Annotated in this window: 16 protein-coding genes; 8 read left to right on the top strand and 8 right to left on the bottom strand. The window is 58.1% G+C overall.

Features of this window, described 5'->3' with window-relative positions:
* Positions 1-80: 80 nt before the first annotated feature.
* Complete coding sequence (locus HYPMC_RS20630; protein WP_013950058.1) at positions 81-1346, bottom strand: multidrug effflux MFS transporter; 1266 nt, start codon at positions 1344-1346, stop codon at positions 81-83.
* A gap of 519 nt (positions 1347-1865) precedes the next feature.
* On the opposite strand from HYPMC_RS20630, the gene HYPMC_RS20635 reads away from it, so the two are divergent.
* From HYPMC_RS20635 to HYPMC_RS20645, 3 genes are all read left to right on the top strand, one after another.
* Positions 1866-2417, top strand: a complete 552-nt coding sequence (locus HYPMC_RS20635; protein WP_013950059.1) for an NYN domain-containing protein — start codon at positions 1866-1868, stop codon at positions 2415-2417.
* A gap of 435 nt (positions 2418-2852) precedes the next feature.
* Complete coding sequence (locus tag HYPMC_RS20640; RefSeq protein ID WP_013950061.1) at positions 2853-6014, top strand: efflux RND transporter permease subunit; 3162 nt, start codon at positions 2853-2855, stop codon at positions 6012-6014.
* Between the two features lie 14 nt (positions 6015-6028).
* On the top strand, positions 6029-7216 hold the full coding sequence (locus HYPMC_RS20645) for an efflux RND transporter periplasmic adaptor subunit (protein WP_013950062.1): 1188 nt from the start codon (positions 6029-6031) through the stop codon (positions 7214-7216).
* 53 nt (positions 7217-7269) lie between these two features.
* Here the strand turns inward: HYPMC_RS20645 and HYPMC_RS20650 are convergent, their stop codons facing one another.
* The 3 genes from HYPMC_RS20650 to HYPMC_RS20660 all read right to left on the bottom strand — a co-directional run bounded on the left by HYPMC_RS20650 (position 7270) and on the right by HYPMC_RS20660 (position 8605).
* Positions 7270-7554, bottom strand: coding sequence for a hypothetical protein (locus HYPMC_RS20650; RefSeq protein ID WP_013950063.1), 285 nt, complete (start codon positions 7552-7554; stop codon positions 7270-7272).
* 200 nt (positions 7555-7754) lie between these two features.
* Positions 7755-8165, bottom strand: a complete 411-nt coding sequence (locus HYPMC_RS20655) for a YeeE/YedE family protein (RefSeq protein WP_013950064.1) — start codon at positions 8163-8165, stop codon at positions 7755-7757.
* A complete protein-coding gene (locus HYPMC_RS20660; RefSeq protein WP_013950065.1) occupies positions 8162-8605 on the bottom strand; it encodes a YeeE/YedE family protein in 444 nt (147 codons plus the stop codon). The genes HYPMC_RS20655 and HYPMC_RS20660 overlap by 4 nt, the downstream gene beginning before the upstream one ends.
* Before the next feature lie 385 nt (positions 8606-8990).
* Between HYPMC_RS20660 and HYPMC_RS20665 the strand changes: the two genes are divergently transcribed.
* The 5 genes from HYPMC_RS20665 to HYPMC_RS20685 all read left to right on the top strand — a co-directional run bounded on the left by HYPMC_RS20665 (position 8991) and on the right by HYPMC_RS20685 (position 12553).
* Complete coding sequence (locus HYPMC_RS20665) at positions 8991-10199, top strand: hypothetical protein (protein WP_013950068.1); 1209 nt, start codon at positions 8991-8993, stop codon at positions 10197-10199.
* 163 nt (positions 10200-10362) lie between these two features.
* Positions 10363-10740, top strand: a complete 378-nt coding sequence (csgH, locus tag HYPMC_RS20670; protein WP_013950069.1) for a curli-like amyloid fiber formation chaperone CsgH — start codon at positions 10363-10365, stop codon at positions 10738-10740.
* Positions 10725-11237, top strand: a complete 513-nt coding sequence (locus HYPMC_RS20675; protein WP_013950070.1) for a hypothetical protein — start codon at positions 10725-10727, stop codon at positions 11235-11237. The genes csgH and HYPMC_RS20675 overlap by 16 nt, the downstream gene beginning before the upstream one ends.
* A gap of 25 nt (positions 11238-11262) precedes the next feature.
* The gene (locus HYPMC_RS20680; RefSeq protein ID WP_024274940.1) at positions 11263-11628 is read left to right on the top strand and encodes a curli assembly protein CsgF; all 366 of its coding nucleotides are present in this window, start codon (positions 11263-11265) and stop codon (positions 11626-11628) included.
* Positions 11629-11650: 22 nt separating this feature from the next.
* On the top strand, positions 11651-12553 hold the full coding sequence (locus HYPMC_RS20685) for a CsgG/HfaB family protein (RefSeq protein WP_013950072.1): 903 nt from the start codon (positions 11651-11653) through the stop codon (positions 12551-12553).
* A gap of 13 nt (positions 12554-12566) precedes the next feature.
* Here HYPMC_RS20685 and HYPMC_RS20690 read toward each other — a convergent pair whose 3' ends face one another.
* The 4 genes from HYPMC_RS20690 to HYPMC_RS20705 form a co-directional block, all read right to left on the bottom strand.
* Positions 12567-12899 carry a hypothetical protein gene (locus tag HYPMC_RS20690; protein ID WP_013950073.1) on the bottom strand — a complete coding sequence of 111 codons (333 nt, stop codon included), beginning with the start codon at positions 12897-12899 and terminating at the stop codon, positions 12567-12569.
* Between the two features lie 208 nt (positions 12900-13107).
* Positions 13108-13290, bottom strand: coding sequence for a hypothetical protein (locus HYPMC_RS24385; protein WP_013950074.1), 183 nt, complete (start codon positions 13288-13290; stop codon positions 13108-13110).
* Between the two features lie 257 nt (positions 13291-13547).
* The gene (locus HYPMC_RS24390) at positions 13548-14225 is read right to left on the bottom strand and encodes a hypothetical protein (protein WP_157135481.1); all 678 of its coding nucleotides are present in this window, start codon (positions 14223-14225) and stop codon (positions 13548-13550) included.
* A gap of 619 nt (positions 14226-14844) precedes the next feature.
* Complete coding sequence (locus tag HYPMC_RS20705; RefSeq protein WP_155831086.1) at positions 14845-15267, bottom strand: hypothetical protein; 423 nt, start codon at positions 15265-15267, stop codon at positions 14845-14847.
* Positions 15268-15672: the final 405 nt, after the last annotated feature.

Genomic DNA, 15672 nt, shown 5'->3' on the forward strand with positions numbered 1-15672 from the left:
CATGTAGTACAGGACGGCATACGAGGCCAAGCCCGCAGACACATTCTGGCGTGCGTTACAGAAATTTTAGGCTTACGCCCTCACGCCGTCCGGTTGCGACCGAACATGCCGGAGAACCCTTCGACGCTCAGAACGAGCACACCCGCGATGAGACTGCAGATGGCGAATCCGGCGGAGATCGGGAAGATCGAACCGTCGAAGGATCTTGCAACCAGACCGCCAGCCAGCGCACCGATTGCCGTACCGAGCGCCCCAATAACGGACGAGGCCATTCCGGCATTATGCCCTTGAGGCTCCATGGCGATCGCGTTGAAGTTCGGCGCGATCAGGCCAAAGAGAAAAAAGCTCAATCCGACGGCGAGAGCGAACGTCGCGAAACCTGCCGTGCCGAACGCCGATGCGGCAACGAGCAACAAGGACACGGCGATGAATCCGACCAGCGCTGTATGCGAGACGCGGCGCATGCCGAGGCGCCCGACCAACCGTGCGTTGACGAACGACGCAACGGCAATCGCGGACGCGATAGCGCCGAAGACGATGGGGAACTCATCGCCGATGCCGAATACATCAACGAATACCTGCTGAGCGCTCGCCACATAGGCAAGCAGACACCCGAACATGAAGCCGCCAGCCGCGCCGTAGCCAGCCGTCAGAGGGTTCAAAAGCGCGGTCAGTAGCGCTTGGACCAACGTCAATGGCCGTTCGACGCCCCGCGCGGGACGCGCCGTTTCGGGCAGCCGCAAGCCTGACCAGATTGCAGCACCGACCGCCATCACGAAAAGCACGATGAAGATCCAATGCCAATTGCCGACATGGACGAGCGCCTGCCCGACCGACGGTGCGAGGACTGGAATGGTGATGAACACCATCATCGCGAACGACATCACGCGAGCCATCTGCCGGCCGGCGTAGAGATCGCGAATCACAGCGATAGCAATGATGCGGGGCGAAGCTGCGCCGACGCCCTGAATGAGGCGTGCCGCCAACAGCATCTCGAATGACTCGGCCCACAGAGCCGCGATCGTGCCGAGGATGAAAACGGCAAGTCCAAGAAGCAACATCGGCTTGCGGCCATAATGATCCGAAAGCGGACCGAAGAAAATCTGCCCTACGGCGAAGCCAGCCATATAAAGAACTACGATCAGTTGCCGGTCATTTTCGCTTGCGACGCCGAATGATGAGGCGATCTCGGGAAGGGCCGGTAGCATGATGTCGATGGCGAGCGCCGTCATGGCCATGAGGCACGCGCAGAGACAGACGAATTCGAAGAAAGAGATCGATAGCGGCTCGGACGGTTCGTCCTGGCGCGACGCCAGCGTCTGCGTTCCGCGCTCTGATGTGGACATCGCTTATTCCCTGAATTGATTTTCCCGGCCAAGCCCCCACGGACGCCTGACGTGGTGCCAAAATGCGACGGGAAGTCGACTTAATGCCGGGTTGCGGGCGGTGGGTAGCACGCCGATTCCGCTCAGTCATCCTGATGTTTGAACATGAGAGGGACGCGGCGCAGTCTCTTGAGGCGCGGCGCCTGCATTCAAGGCGCGGCGCGGTCAGCACCTTGATTGCAGTGCACGCGCGGGCTTCTGAGCCGAAATAAGCGATCAGGCGCTCCGGCCAATGCGGAGTCTACTTCCAATCGCAGATGGCCCCTTTGTTTAGCATCGGAAATTTCGTTCGTTCATCTGCGATTAATAATGACGCGTACTGATCATATGCAACGGCGCTCTGTTCGAGAGTATCAGACACAGGTCGCGTGAATTAGGCTATAATAGCGTCGGTAGAGAGATCAGATGGATTGACATTCTGGTCTGCTACTCAAATATCTGGCGCTCGATCCTGACCGCATTTTTATCTGGAAGGCGCGAATGAATTTCTATCCGACTGAGCGGGTAGCTTTATTTATTGATGGCGCCAATCTCTACGCGACAGCAAAATCGCTGGGCTTCGATATTGATTACAAAAGATTGCTCCGGCTTTTCCGCGGCAAGGTTCTCTTGGTGAGGGCGCTGTATTACACGGCGCTGGCCGACGACCAGGAATATTCCTCTATCCGCCCACTGGTCGATTGGCTTGATTACAACGGGTTTTCGATGGTCACGAAGCCGTCGAAAGAGTTTGTGGACGGCTCGGGCCGGCGCAAAGTCAAAGGCAATATGGATATCGAGTTGGCCGTCGATGCCATGCGGCTTGCGGAGAATCTCGATCATATCGTCATTTTTTCCGGCGACGGAGATTTCCGGAGTCTCGTCGCAGCTCTCCAACAGATGGGCAAACGGGTGAGCGTTGTCTCCACATTGCAGACGCAGCCTCCCATGATTGCCGACGAGCTGCGCCGTCAGGCGGATCAGTTCCTGGATCTCGCCGATCTCGAAAAAGAGATTGCGCGAACGCACAACGAAGCGCCCGACCTTCATTGACGCGATTGCCCCGCCGCGAGGATACGGTCGGTATGCCAAATTCTGCGTCCGGAGCTTTCTATCGGTATCGGCGAGCAGCTCCCCAAACCTGCCGTCTCGGATCGTCACCGCGCGGATAATTCACAAAGCGAGTGAAAGTGGTCACGGGTTCGAGGCCCCGCCTTATTGCTATGACATATCGCCACGCTCGCTCGCGGCGGCGATCCGGCTCTTTTCCGGACGCCGATTCGAAGCCACGGAGATTGTTGAGAAATCCGGAGCCATCCTCCGTAATTTCGATAAACTCATAGTTCGCTTGGGAAACTTGCCCCACAATCGGGCGAATGCGCGCTTGAGATAATGGTCACTTCGGTTTTTAAAAGCGTCTCGGGCTTTGGGGGAGAAGAGCCGGACCAATAGCGATTGATTGCTCCCGCGCTTCAGCACGGACGACGCATGGTCAACTTCTTTATACACCGACCGATCTTTGCTTCGGCGATCGCCGTCATCATGGTTCTGGCGGGCGCGATTTGCTATTTCCTGCTGCCGGTCTCGCAGCTTCCGGATGTTACGCCGCCCCAGGTGGTCGTGAGCGCGATCTATCCGGGCGCCAGCGCGCAAGTCGTCGCCGATACCGTTACGACGCCCCTCGAACAGCAGATCAATGGCGTCGAAGGCATGACCTACATGTCGTCGTCGAGTTCGAACGACGGCTCATCGACGATCACGATTACCTTTGACGTCGGCTATCCACTCAGCATCGCTGCGGTTGACGTGCAGAACCGCGTTTCGGAAGCCGCATCGCAGTTGCCGCCGATCGTCAATCAGGCCGGCATCACCATCCGCAAGCAAAATCCGAACTTCGTGCTGATCGTCAATCTGACGTCGCCCGACCACTCGGTCGACCCCGTCACGCTCAGCAACTATGCCTATCTCCAGATCGTCGACCCGCTGAAGCGGTTGCCGGGCGTCGGCGACGTGCAGATCTTCGGCGAGCGCCGCTATTCGATGCGCGTGTGGCTCGACCCCGACAAGCTCTCGCAGCTCAACATTACCGCGGTCGATGTTCAGAATGCGGTCGCTGAACAGAACATCCAGGTCGCCGCCGGTAAGATCGGACAATCGCCTGCGCCGCCCGGCACGCCATTCGAGATGCAGATCAACGCCACCGGGCGCCTCAGCAATCCGGAAGAGTTCGGCAATATCGTATTGCGCGCCAATCCGACGACCGGCGCAATCGTTCGGCTTCGAGATGTGGCGCGGATTGAGCTAGGCGCGCTGCAATATTCCTCGACGGCATTTTTCGGCAAAGACCCCTCCGTGGTGCTGGCCGTATTTCAGATGCCGGGGTCTAACGCGCTCGAATTGCAAGAGCGCGTGCTCGCCAAAATGAAGGAGCTGTCGAAACGGTTTCCGAAGGGCATCTCCTACGCGATGCACTACGATACGACGCGCTTCGTCTCGGCCGCCATGCATGACGTGGTATTCACGCTGCTCGAGGCACTGTTCCTCGTCGTGCTCGTCGTCTACGTCTTCCTGCAAAGCTGGCGCACGACGATCATTCCGACAATCGCGATCCCGGTATCGTTGATCGCGACTCTCGTCATCATGGAGGCGCTCGGCTTTTCGCTGAACATGCTGAGTCTGCTCGGCATGGTGCTCGCAATCGGCCTCGTCGTCGACGACGCCATCGTCGTGGTCGAGAACGTCGAGCGCCAGCTTGAGAACGGTTTGAAGCCGATGGACGCCGCTCTGAAGGCGATGTCTGAGGTGACAGGCCCCATCATCGCGACAACCGGCGTGCTGATGGCCGTCTTCATTCCGGTGGCGTTCATTCCGGGCGTCTCGGGCCGGCTCTATAACCAGTTCGCATTGACGGTTGCGATCTCGGTCGGTTTGTCGGCGTTCAACTCGCTGACGCTCAGTCCGGCGCTGGCGGCAGCTTTTCTGCGGCATAAGCCTGCGTCGACGTTCATTCTGTTCCGGTGGTTCAACGCCGGTTTCGACCGCATGTCGCACGGCTACGCCCGTCTCGTGCACTTCCTTATACGTATTCGCTGGGTGATGCTGATGCTGTTCGCCGGCATCCTGGCCGCAACGTATTTTATCGCCCAGCGCGTTCCCTCGACGTTCCTACCAGTCGAAGACCAGGGCTATTTCTTCGTCGTCGTCCAGTTGCCGGATGGAGCTTCGCTCGAACGCACCGACGAGGTTGCGAAAAAAGTCCGAGACATTCTGGAGGCAACGCCGGGCGTCGATATCGTCGGTTCGATTAGTGGTCTCAACTTTTTGACCAACGCCGCACAGTCGAACTCAGCGGTCGAGTTCGCTATCTTGAAGCCCTGGGACGAGCGGCCACCGTCGCAGAGCGCATCCAATCTCGTGGCTGCGGTGCGCACCAAGTTGCTGATGATTCCGGAGGCGATTGCGCTGAGCTTTGATCCGCCGTCGATCCCAGGTCTTGGCACGACGGGCGGTTTTGAGTTCCAGGTGGAAGATTTGACTGGCCGCGGCAGCCAGGCGCTCAACGATGCGACACAGGCTTTGATTGCAGAAGCCCGCAAGCAGCCGGAGCTTGATGCGCAGCAGTTGTTCTCGTCTTTCTCGACGTCAACGCCGCAATTCAAGTACGACCTCGACCGTTCGAAGGCGAAGCTTCTGGGGCTCAGCCTGCCGGACGTGTTCAACACGCTACAGATCTATCTCGGCTCACTCTACGTGAACGACTTCAATCTGTTCGGGCGAACATTCCGGGTCACACTGCAAGCGGACAAGTCTTCACGGGCGAATGCATCTGACTTGTCGAAGCTCTACGTGCGCAATGATACCGGCGGCATGGTGCCCCTCAGCACGCTCGGAACCTTGAAGCCGATCGTCGGACCGGAAACGGTTCCACATTACAACAACTATGCGTCGGCACTCATCAATGGTGGACCGGCGCCAGGCTACAGTACGGGCCAAGCAATCGCTGCCATGGAGCGGGCGGCGGCAACGGCGCTGCCGCGAGACTTTAGCTACGAATGGACCGGGATCACGTTCCAGGAGCTCAAAGCCGGTTCGATCGCGATTATGGTGTTTGCGCTCGCGAGCGTATTCGTTTTCCTGATCCTCGCCGCGCAGTATGAGAGCTGGTCGATGCCATTCATGGTGCTGCTAGCCGTGCCACTCGCTCTGTTCGGCGCTTTGCTCGCGATCTGGGTGCGCCATATGCAGATCGACGTCTATTCGCAGATCGGCTTCGTGATGCTGATCGGGCTATCGGCAAAGAACGCCATTTTGATCGTTGAATTCGCCAAGCGGCGACGGCTCGAAGGTCTGTCGATCGTCGAGGCGGCGATGGAAGCGGGTCGCCTTCGCCTCCGGCCGATCCTGATGACCGCCTTCGCCTTCATCCTCGGCGTCGTACCGCTGATGATTGCCTCTGGCGCGGGGGCCGCGAGCCGGCAGTCCATTGGTACGACCGTATTCGGCGGCATGCTGGCGGCAACACTGCTGACACTGCTGTTCGTGCCGGTCTTCTATGCCACCATCGAAAAATGGCGCGAGGGCCGCGATGCGGATGCGTCCGGCGAGACCCATACGCCACATGGTCCTTCAGCCCCCGTTGCTGCCGAATAGATAAGGGATTCGCGATGCGCGTTTGGAAAGCAGCTCTTCTCGGATTGATCGCCATCGGTGGCGTAGCGGCCTATGCCTATCGGGCGGAGATCCCAAAGCTCCTTGCCGAGGTTGAAAGCACCGGCGCCCCGCCGCATCAGGGTGCGTTCGTCATGCCGGTTCCGGTCGCGTCGGTCGTGAAGCGTCCGGTCAGTATCTATCTCGATTATCCGGCGCGGACCGAGTCGATCAATAACATCACGCTGCAAGCGCGCGTCTCCGGTTACCTTCAAGTGCAGCACGTGCCTGACGGTTCTGATGTCAAGGAAGGCACGCTGCTTTATACGATCGACCCACGCGACTATCAGGCTGCGCTCGACCGGGCGAAGGCCGAAAAGCAGAGGGATATTGCCGCGCGCGATTACGCCCAATCGAATCTGCAGCGCGGAACCGAGCTGACGAAAAGCGGCTGGCTCGCCAAAGATACATTTGACCAGCGGTCGAGTTCGTTGCGCCAGAGCGAGGCTGCAATCAACATCGACGATGCAGCCATCCGCACCGCCGAACTCAATCTCGAGTACACGCAAATCCGCGCGCCGTTCTCAGGCCGGCTCGGCAAGAACCAAGCGCCAATCGGGACGCTGATCAGCGTCGCGGGTGCGCCGCTCAACACGCTCGTTCAACTCGATCCGATTTACGTCACGTTCAACCCGTCGGAAACGGATCTCGATACGATTGAGAAGGTGCGCAAGAGCGGAGCTATTGCGGCAGAGGTCTTCGTGCCGGGCGACAGCAAGCCGCCGCATAAGGGTAAGATCACGTTCGTCGACAATGCGGTCGACCATCTGACGGGCACCCTGACCGCCAGGGCGACGATTGCGAACGCCGACTATGGGCTGCTGCCGGGTCAATACGTTCGTATTCATGTGCACGCCGGTGAAAACCCAAATGCTCTGATGGTTCCGCAAACAGCGATCGGTTCAAGCCAGCTTGGCAAATACGTCTATGTTGTCGGGCCAAAGAATATTGCCGAGCAAAAGCTGGTAACGCTCGGGCCGACTGAAGGCGATCTCGTCAGCGTGGTTGGACTGGAAGAGAAGGATCTCGTGATTACAGGCAATCTGCAGAAGATCGGTCCAGGATCGCCGGTGCAGCCACTCACGGCGCCGCCGCCGCAAGCCAACAAAGCTGCGCTTCAGACCGGCAGCACGACGGTCAATTAAGCTCAGCCAAGCTCGGCACAAGCGTTGCTAGACACTTGGCTCTGCTGCGAAGCTTAGCGCTGCTTTGTTGCGTCGGCTTGGTCGGGAAGCGGGCTTAGAATACTGTAGTGCTTGTGGCCCGGAAATTCCGCGGACGTGTCGGTTGTCGACGGCGGCATGATCGGTTTTTGGATGACGGGCAGTGGCTTCGTATCGCTCGCGCGGTCGCGAACGATCAGGTACCAGCCGCAGAATGCGGCGATCACCAGCAGTCCGAGAACCAGCACACCGGTGTTGTCGGTGCCGGGCGGCGGATGCGGGGCGCCCTCATGGTGCTCGGAGGGATCAGACGCATTCATCGTCGAACTCCAACCGTTCGCATCTCCAACGATTGGTCACTGGATTTCGCCTGGAACCGCTGATGTTTCATATCCTCGCGTACGACACAGCGTGCAAACAAGATCGTCTTCGTGACGTTGGACCACGCTCAAATAGCAACGTCATGACGTGATTGGCAGATGTCACTCTGAAGCAAGTGGCGAGGCAAGGCGATGCAAGATCATGCACGTTTCAGCCATGCGGCGAGCGCCACTCCGATCAACATCGCCGGCGCGAAAACAAAGATGGCCGGAGACGCGAGCGCGATCGATACGAGCGCCGGGCCAGGACAAAGGCCAACCAGTCCCCAGCCAATCCCAAAGACGGCCGCACCGAGGACAAGCTTACCATCGATCTGCCGGGCGGTCGGAAGATGAAAGCTCTCATCGAGCACAGGCTTTGCGCGGCGGAAGATCAGGCGATAGCCAATGGCGGTGACGATCACGGCGCCACCCATGACAAATGCCAAGCTCGGATCCCAATGACCGGCGATGTCGAGGAAGTTCAGGACCTTTGCCGGGTTGGCCATGCCAGACAGGATGAGACCGAAACCGAACACAAGACCGGCGAGCAGATTGACCAGCACAATCATTGGCCGGCTCCGATCATATGGCGCACAATGAAAACGACAGCGAACGCCGTCGTCATGAAAACGATGGTTGCCACGATGGAGCGAGGCGAAAGCCTTGACAGGCCGCAGACGCCGTGGCCGCTCGTACATCCGCCGCCGTACACCGCGCCGAAGCCAACGAGCAAACCAGCAATCGCCGCAAGCGGCAGGTTATCGGTGATGGTTTGAGAAATCGCGCTACCGGATACTGCCATCCAAACGATCGGCGCTGAAATCAATCCGACCACAAACGCCAATGCCTGAAGCGGCTTGCTTTCACGCCCCGGTACGAGCACGCGGCTCAACATTCCGCTGATGCCGGCGATGCGGCCACCCATCAACATGAGAAGAACGGCAGCACAGCCGATCAATGCTCCGCCTACCGCCGATGCGATCGGCGTGAACTCCGTCTCGATTGGCAATGCTCAATCCTTTTTTCGATCGTGATTCCCGTGCGGAAGATAGGCATGATTTGGCGCAATGCGATGTGTCTTCCGGCCCACGTGTGATAGCCGTCAGACTTTGCATTGCGCTTGTGACGATGGGAGACTCTGCTTCGCACCCGCAGCGGCATCGGGCCCAAACCTTCGCGGTCGCGTCGCAAGCGTTCATCTCCATGACAGTTCATTGATGAAATGGCCGGGTAAGGCCTTATTTTTCTTACATTTTTGTATTGATCCCAATCGCGGTCCCTGGGACTGAACGTCATTAAAGCGTAGGGTTAAGAATGTTTTAACGCCGACGTGGAGGGGATCGGCTGCAGACGGACCTGCTCCGTATTTTGAGTAGTTACGGGGAACGTCATCTATGAACAAAGTGGCAGCACTGGCGCTCGTTCTGGCGAGCGCTTCGTCGGCCTATGCCGCCGACAACGAATCCTTCATCGACCAGATCGGCTCTTCGAACGCATCGACGGTTGCGCAGGAAAACGGCAACAACACTCAAGCCGCCCAGCAGGTCGGCACGGGTAACTCGGCCATCACGGCGCAGACCAACGGTTATGCCAACGGCAGCAATGCCTCTGGCGTCGCTCAGTTCGGCAAGAACAACGTCGCAACGACGGTCCAGAGCACGAACGCTCCGAACAGCCAGGCGATGGCGATTGCCGTCGGCAATGCCTCGCTCACGACCCAGGTCGGCGAAGGCAATAGCGCACTTGCCGGTCAGACCGGTGGCAAGAACAACCAGGCTACTTTGGAAGTCGGCAAAGGCAACACCGCCATTACGGCGCAGACCGACAACTCGGTCGTCACCGCAAGCACCAACGGTTCGTTCACCAGCCAGTTCGGCTCGAACAACCAGTCGCTGACCTCACAGACGACGCAGGACCACACCGACAGCCTGACGGGCGTATTCAGCACAGGCGGGCAGAACTCGGCCGCGACCTTCCAGACCGGCGATGCCAACTCGGCGATCACCAGCCAGGATGCAAGTGGCGGTTCGCTTCGCGGCGTTGGCAACCAGGCGCTCACGGTTCAGGCCGGTTCCAAGAATGAAGCGGTTACGGCGCAGAGCGGCACCGTGTTCAACGGCGCAAGCAACAGCCAGACGAATGCGTCGTTCACGGGCCAGTTCGGCTCAGCGAACTCAGCTATCGTCGCTCAGGCCAATGCTGCGAACACGCAGAGTACGCTTCAGTACGGCAGCCAGAACTCGGCGATCACCTCGCAGCAGAACGCGCCGACTTCTACCATCGGAGTCAACAATGCCTTCACCTTTCAGTCGGGCGTGAAGAACGTCGCTTTGACCAACCAGATGATGGCGAATCCGCTAGCAGGCAATACCAACGCGTCGTTCATCGCGCAGACAGGCGCCGGCAACCAAGCCGTTGTGGCCCAAACGACGGCTGATGCTCCGACCGTTGCGGGCGCCGCGAACACGCAGGCAACGTTCCAGGTCGGCAACGGCAACTACGCGCTGACGTCGCAGGCCTATAGCGGCTCGGCCGGCGTGGTGAACGCTTCGCTCGTTACCCAGTACGGCGCCCACAACGCTGCGATCGTCTCCCAGAAGTAGTCTTAGGATCGGCAAGACAGCGGACATTCGTCCGCCGTCTTCTCTTTGCTGCGCAAATGGCAGCCAAGCCGGATCGACAAACGAACCCTATGCTATCAGTTTAGTTGTTGGCTTCATGTTCCGTTTTCGAAAAGACCAGACTTCCGAATCCGCCGTACGCGGAATGCCGTCACAATATGGCGGCCTGAAGTGTCTTGCGGCCTTGCTCATGATCGGTGGCATCGTTCATGCGAGCGCGACGACATCTGCGGCAGATAACGCGGTGACATGCGAGATCCGCAGCGAAAGCAAAAACGGAATGCTTTGGCTCACTGCCATCGCGCATTCGCACCATCCGGTCAGTGGGCAGTATCACCTGATCGTCAGCAAACGCGGCGAGAGCGGCAGCAGCGACAATGCGCAGAGCGGCGAATTCACCCTCAATCAGGGTCACGACAGCGTTCTGACGACGACAGTCCTGGATGGCGGGGCCATCGGGCACTACAGCGCCCGGCTTTCAATCGAAACGAATGCAGGGAGAGTATCGTGCCATTCACCATGACGACCAAACCTTCGGGCATGCTTCGCGCCGCATCCGTTCTTGTCGCCGTGTCTCTGGCGCTTTGTGGCCCACAGTCGTCGGCCCGCGCTGACGGCGCCTATATCCGTCAAGCAGCGACAGAGACAGCAGAGCGTATGGCATTGCAGCCGATTCAGGTCGCGCCTGCTTCTCCTTATACGCGAGGTTCGGTGGCGTATGTCCCGACGCCCGAAATGGCCACATCCGGCAAAAGCTTCAACCTCGCCCAGACGCTCGAGGCCGGAGCCAATAACGCGGTCGCGCAGTTCCAGGCCGGGCAAAACGACTTTTCGAATGTCGGCGTGCTCGGCGGTTCGCGCAATGCAGTCGGCGTACTGCAGGCGGGCAACGACGTCTCGAACCTTTATCTGGTCAACACACAAGGCCTTTCGGTCGGCGTTTTGCAGCCGAAGGGCGCAGCGCCGTCCAATGTGCTCATCGCGCGTCTGCCGAACGGTGCACTCCTCATCAAAAAATAGAGGACCTTTCTCAGAAACGGATTCAATGATGCTGAAGATTGTTATGCGTACCGTCGGCATGGTGTTGAGCTTGGTTTGTCTCGCTGGAGACAGCGGTGCCACTCAATTGGTTTATCATCCCGCCAATCCCACCTTTGGCGGTAATCCGCTCAACGGTAGCTATCTGCTCTCACAGGCCCAGGCGCAGGGACTGGGCACAAAATCGGGCGCCGCTGGCCCCGACCTCTCCGGCCTGGAAAACTCGCTGAACAACATCGGCGCGGGCGGCGGGGGCGGCTCCGTCATTGTGGTCGGCGGAAGCGGCAGCAGCCAAAGCGGGAGCGGAAGTAACGGGGCGACAGGCAGCACGCAGCAGCAGACTCTCCGGACGAACAGCCACAACATTCCGTAACGCGTATCGGCCGGGGGCATTTGTGACTTATCGTAAAGCGTGTTTCGCAGCGGCAGGCTTGCTTGCCTTGGGTCTCTGCGGCTGCACCACTATTTCGCCGATTACGGGCAGCGTTGACGATCGCTTGGACCAAGCACCAAGGCTCGTTCCCGATACCAAATCCGGCATCGCACTCGATGCGCTTCCGTCGCCGGTGCGAAGGCTCGACGTTTCCGTCTACGACTTTCCCGACCTGACAGGGCAAAACAAGTCGAACGATAACTTCGCCGAATTTTCACGAGCGCTCACGCAGGGCGGCGGTGCGGTGTTGATCGACGTCCTGACGAAAGCTGGTGGCGGCAGATGGTTCAACGTCGTCGAGCGCAACGATTTACAGCCGCTACTACAGGAACGGCAGATCATACAGAATACTCGTGCGGCGCTTGACGGCGATAAGGCCAAAGCCCTGTCACCACTGCGCTTTGCCGGGATCATCCTGGAAGGTGGCGTCATCGGCTACGATACCGATGAGACGAACGGCGGCATAGGCGCGACTTATCTCGGCATTGGCGGGGACATGCAGTATCGCCGCGATGTCATTACCGTTGCGCTGCGCGCCGTCAGCGTCCAGTCGGGTCGCGTTCTCGCCTCAGTCACGACGACCAAAACGCTTTATTCCGTGCTCGTCCACGGCTCGGCGTTCCAATATGCGGCCGTCGATCAGCTTCTGCAGGCCGAGCTGGGATTCACCAAGAACGCGCCCGCTACGCTGGCGGTACGCGATGGCATTCAGCTTGCTGTCTACGCCCTTATATTTGAAGGCGTGAAGAAGCACCTTTGGGAATTCAGGGATCGTGCCGCGGGCGCCGCTTTTATGCGCGAACTCGACCGCCAGCAGCAGGCCGTTGCCATTGCGCCGGGCGTGAGGCCCTCTCCAAAAAGTTGAGGCTGGTTTTACGCTATCTCGGGATCGGGCGAGCTTGCTGTGTCGCGGCGTAGCACGCCTGCGAGGGCGTGTTTTCGCGATCGCATCCCTCGGGCTGTCTGGCAGATGGCTGCTCTGGACCTTCTGCGGGCTTCAGGTCGCCGTCTCCCGTACCGTCCCTGGCGCCTTTGCGAAGGGTCGGATCACTCTTTTCAAATGCGTTCTTCGGAGGCTGCTCGATGTAAACTTCCGATCCCGCTCGTTGAAGACGCGCGCCGGGTGGTTCTGCTTGAATACCGGACGTCGGCCGGGCAACCATCGCAGTTGCAACGAGCGCTCCTGCCACAAACTGTTTCCAATATCTCATCGGATTCGCTCTCAAGCCTCATCCGAACTGAGTAGGCCAATGACGTGACGGTTTGATAGCAGTAGCCTGGGCACGCATCAAAGCGATCACGCCACACGGCTAGAGCCTGCCACACGTCTCGGCTTTTAATTTGATCGTTGCGTGATCGGGGCGCGGCGCCTTTCGTCAACGTGTCATTCCGCTATCCGTGCCCTTCGGCAGCGCCGAATTAATTCGAGATACGTTCTTCCATCGAAGAATTCAAAAGCGCTCGCTCAACCGCAACTTTCAATCCGCTCAACGCCTTATGAAGGACGATCAAAAGCTCACGATCGGCCTCAGAAAGGTCAGTGTGCGCACCTTCTTCCACGGCGCGGCAGAGGGCGAGAAAGTCGAGTCGGTCATCTGACATAATATCTCCTTCAAATGGTACAGAAGGCACGACGCTGGCACGTATCAAGCAATGAGAAAAACTGAAAAAATTAGGTGGAATCGCCATTTATGGAATTAACAATCACGCTTCAAGATATGTTCAATCGTTGCTTCGCATAGGTCGGGCGCTCCGGATGGAAGCCGTCCGATCTTTCTTTCTCGTGCCCTTCGATAAAATTATCTCACTTCAATCGAAATTCGGAACCCTATACTTTTAGCGTAATTAATTTGTCGCCTTTATGAATTTCGTTGCAGAAGCCAGGCGACGAGCGCCGCCTGCCTATTCGTTCCGGTCTTCGCAAACAATGCTGCGAGCTGTTTACGTGCTGTGTTGATCGATACACCGACATGTTCGCTAAACTCTGCGAGGGATTGACCGTTCAACAGAGCGTCAGCCAATCGCGCTTCGGCAGTCGTGAATTGTTCTGGAAAACGAGATGCTCCGTTACCTGGCTGCGCAATAACGAGAACCAGGGCCATTTGCGCAGCAATCATCGGCAATTTCAAAACAATCAGCGACACTCGATCTCCCGTCGTGAGCGACCGGCAGTGGACGGGACCGCCGAATGGATCGCGACGAACAAACACGGCGTCGATTGCAGCGACAAGCGCGGACTGGATATCGCTGTCTCTTCCTCGCAATTTTCCCAGCGGATCGACCGTTAAAAATAATCCCTCCCGCAGTAGGTTTTCCGCGGGCGGATTTGCGGCCTTAACGGCGCGAGTTTGCGAAATTAGCATGGCGGCGCACGAGAATTGTGCGGGCAGACCACCCGGGACCGGATCCACACGGCTGACTTTCGAAAGGGTGACGGCGCGTTTTATATGCGGCGCCAGAATTTCAAACTGTTTGACGTAGCGATCGTTGTTCCGCTCCAGCTGTTTTTCTTTGGGGGCGATCGCGAGGATCACCATTTGCTGGGTGTCCTTATGGACCATACACCCGAGGTGATCCGGACTAATACCCTGCGGTTTCATCCAGTCATTATAGAATTCGGTGCGCAGCGCTTCTTCTCTACTCAGGACCGTCGTTGCCGGAACGACGTGGAGAAAAGGTAGTTTGGCGAACGACTGAATAGGATAGGGATTGCAGCTCGCGAAGTGCTCCTGATAGCCGATAAGATACTCGGCCTCGAGCCCAAAGGGATGCGCCAGCGGCGTTGTCTGCGTTTCGATATCGAAGAAATGCAGAATGCCATTCGCTCCATCAAAGGGCTTCATCAGCCCCTGGAGAAATAGCGGCCACTGATCTCCGTCCAAGGCTGCGCCGTAGAGGAGATCCAGCAACGCCGGCAGCTCCTCTGCAACGAAGGCGCTTATCGTCATGGCTAGCGTGACTTTAGATAGAATAAAAAAGCCGCTCAGTCTGAGCCCGAATATGAATATTAGAGAGATTGACCGTCCAATTCTCAGTTGGCAATAGTCTTCGCGTCACTCTTTAAATATGAAAAACTATGTAACTGAGACAGCTCACCGAAATTGCGTCGTGAAAGCGCATTTCGGGGACTTTCCGAACGCTGCTCCGGCGCAAGCGCTATTTTGAACTCTGCAAGAGTTCTTGATCCAGGTTGAAGGCTTGGCATCCGCCAGCCGCAAGCAGGGCGTTGACGCCGTCTGCCTCATAGCGAAGGTTCGATATCTCCACGGACTTTTGAGGGTCGACGTCTTTTTTGCCGCCGAACAAATCGAACAGGTTGCTATTCGTAACCGGCACCGCAGCCTGAAGAGCTTTGATCTTATTGATCCGTTGGCGCACATAGTCCTGCGGCGCCGCGCAAGGATCGTCATTTGTGGCGGAGGCAGCTTTCGGCCCATGTCTGGCCATACTCGGTTGCGCGATGCACACCATGGCAGTTGCCAGCAAAAATACGGAAATCAAATCCCGGCTGCGCATTCGCCCTGTTCCCCCGGCATCGCCGTCGAAGCACGTGACCGACAACGATAAAGATACGTCCATGCGCTGCACGATCTCAATAGATCGAACGCAAGAGGGGGATATATGTCCAAGCGCTGAACGCTCAAGCGGAGCGGCCAAAATATTCGAACCGTTGGGCCGAAGCGCAACGACAAACCCGCGGTTTGCTGCAAGGCTGTCGTCTTCTGTTGATTATCGTATCGAATCACCGTGGCCGCTGGCAGGGACCTCCGCGATTAGAGCGTCTATTAATCGACAGTCGGCGGATGGGCCGGGAACGCAGAGTGAGACGATGGCGTCGGGAAAATGGTATGTCTGCGGATTATGTTCCTGGAGCGTCGCAGCGGATGCGAGCGCCCCCGGGCGTCCTTTTCGGAAGGGGGAATAAAATTCCTGAGCGGAAGAGTTTGTACCTTCGTTCTAGCTGAGCCCGCCCGGCTGCCTGAT

Origin of the sequence: Hyphomicrobium sp. MC1, assembly GCF_000253295.1 — a bacterium.
Classification (GTDB): domain Bacteria; phylum Pseudomonadota; class Alphaproteobacteria; order Rhizobiales; family Hyphomicrobiaceae; genus Hyphomicrobium_B.

Coding starts and splice junctions, on each gene's coding strand:
- HYPMC_RS20630 (WP_013950058.1), bottom strand. CDS start 1,346: ATGTCCACATCAGAGCGCGGAACGCAGACGCTGGCGTCGCGCCAGGAC.
- HYPMC_RS20635 (WP_013950059.1), top strand. CDS start 1,866: ATGAATTTCTATCCGACTGAGCGGGTAGCTTTATTTATTGATGGCGCC.
- HYPMC_RS20640 (WP_013950061.1), top strand. CDS start 2,853: ATGGTCAACTTCTTTATACACCGACCGATCTTTGCTTCGGCGATCGCC.
- HYPMC_RS20645 (WP_013950062.1), top strand. CDS start 6,029: ATGCGCGTTTGGAAAGCAGCTCTTCTCGGATTGATCGCCATCGGTGGC.
- HYPMC_RS20650 (WP_013950063.1), bottom strand. CDS start 7,554: ATGAATGCGTCTGATCCCTCCGAGCACCATGAGGGCGCCCCGCATCCG.
- HYPMC_RS20655 (WP_013950064.1), bottom strand. CDS start 8,165: ATGATTGTGCTGGTCAATCTGCTCGCCGGTCTTGTGTTCGGTTTCGGT.
- HYPMC_RS20665 (WP_013950068.1), top strand. CDS start 8,991: ATGAACAAAGTGGCAGCACTGGCGCTCGTTCTGGCGAGCGCTTCGTCG.
- csgH (WP_013950069.1), top strand. CDS start 10,363: ATGCCGTCACAATATGGCGGCCTGAAGTGTCTTGCGGCCTTGCTCATG.
- HYPMC_RS20680 (WP_024274940.1), top strand. CDS start 11,263: ATGATGCTGAAGATTGTTATGCGTACCGTCGGCATGGTGTTGAGCTTG.
- HYPMC_RS20690 (WP_013950073.1), bottom strand. CDS start 12,899: ATGAGATATTGGAAACAGTTTGTGGCAGGAGCGCTCGTTGCAACTGCG.
- HYPMC_RS24385 (WP_013950074.1), bottom strand. CDS start 13,290: ATGTCAGATGACCGACTCGACTTTCTCGCCCTCTGCCGCGCCGTGGAA.
- HYPMC_RS24390 (WP_157135481.1), bottom strand. CDS start 14,225: ATGGTGATCCTCGCGATCGCCCCCAAAGAAAAACAGCTGGAGCGGAAC.
- HYPMC_RS20705 (WP_155831086.1), bottom strand. CDS start 15,267: ATGGACGTATCTTTATCGTTGTCGGTCACGTGCTTCGACGGCGATGCC.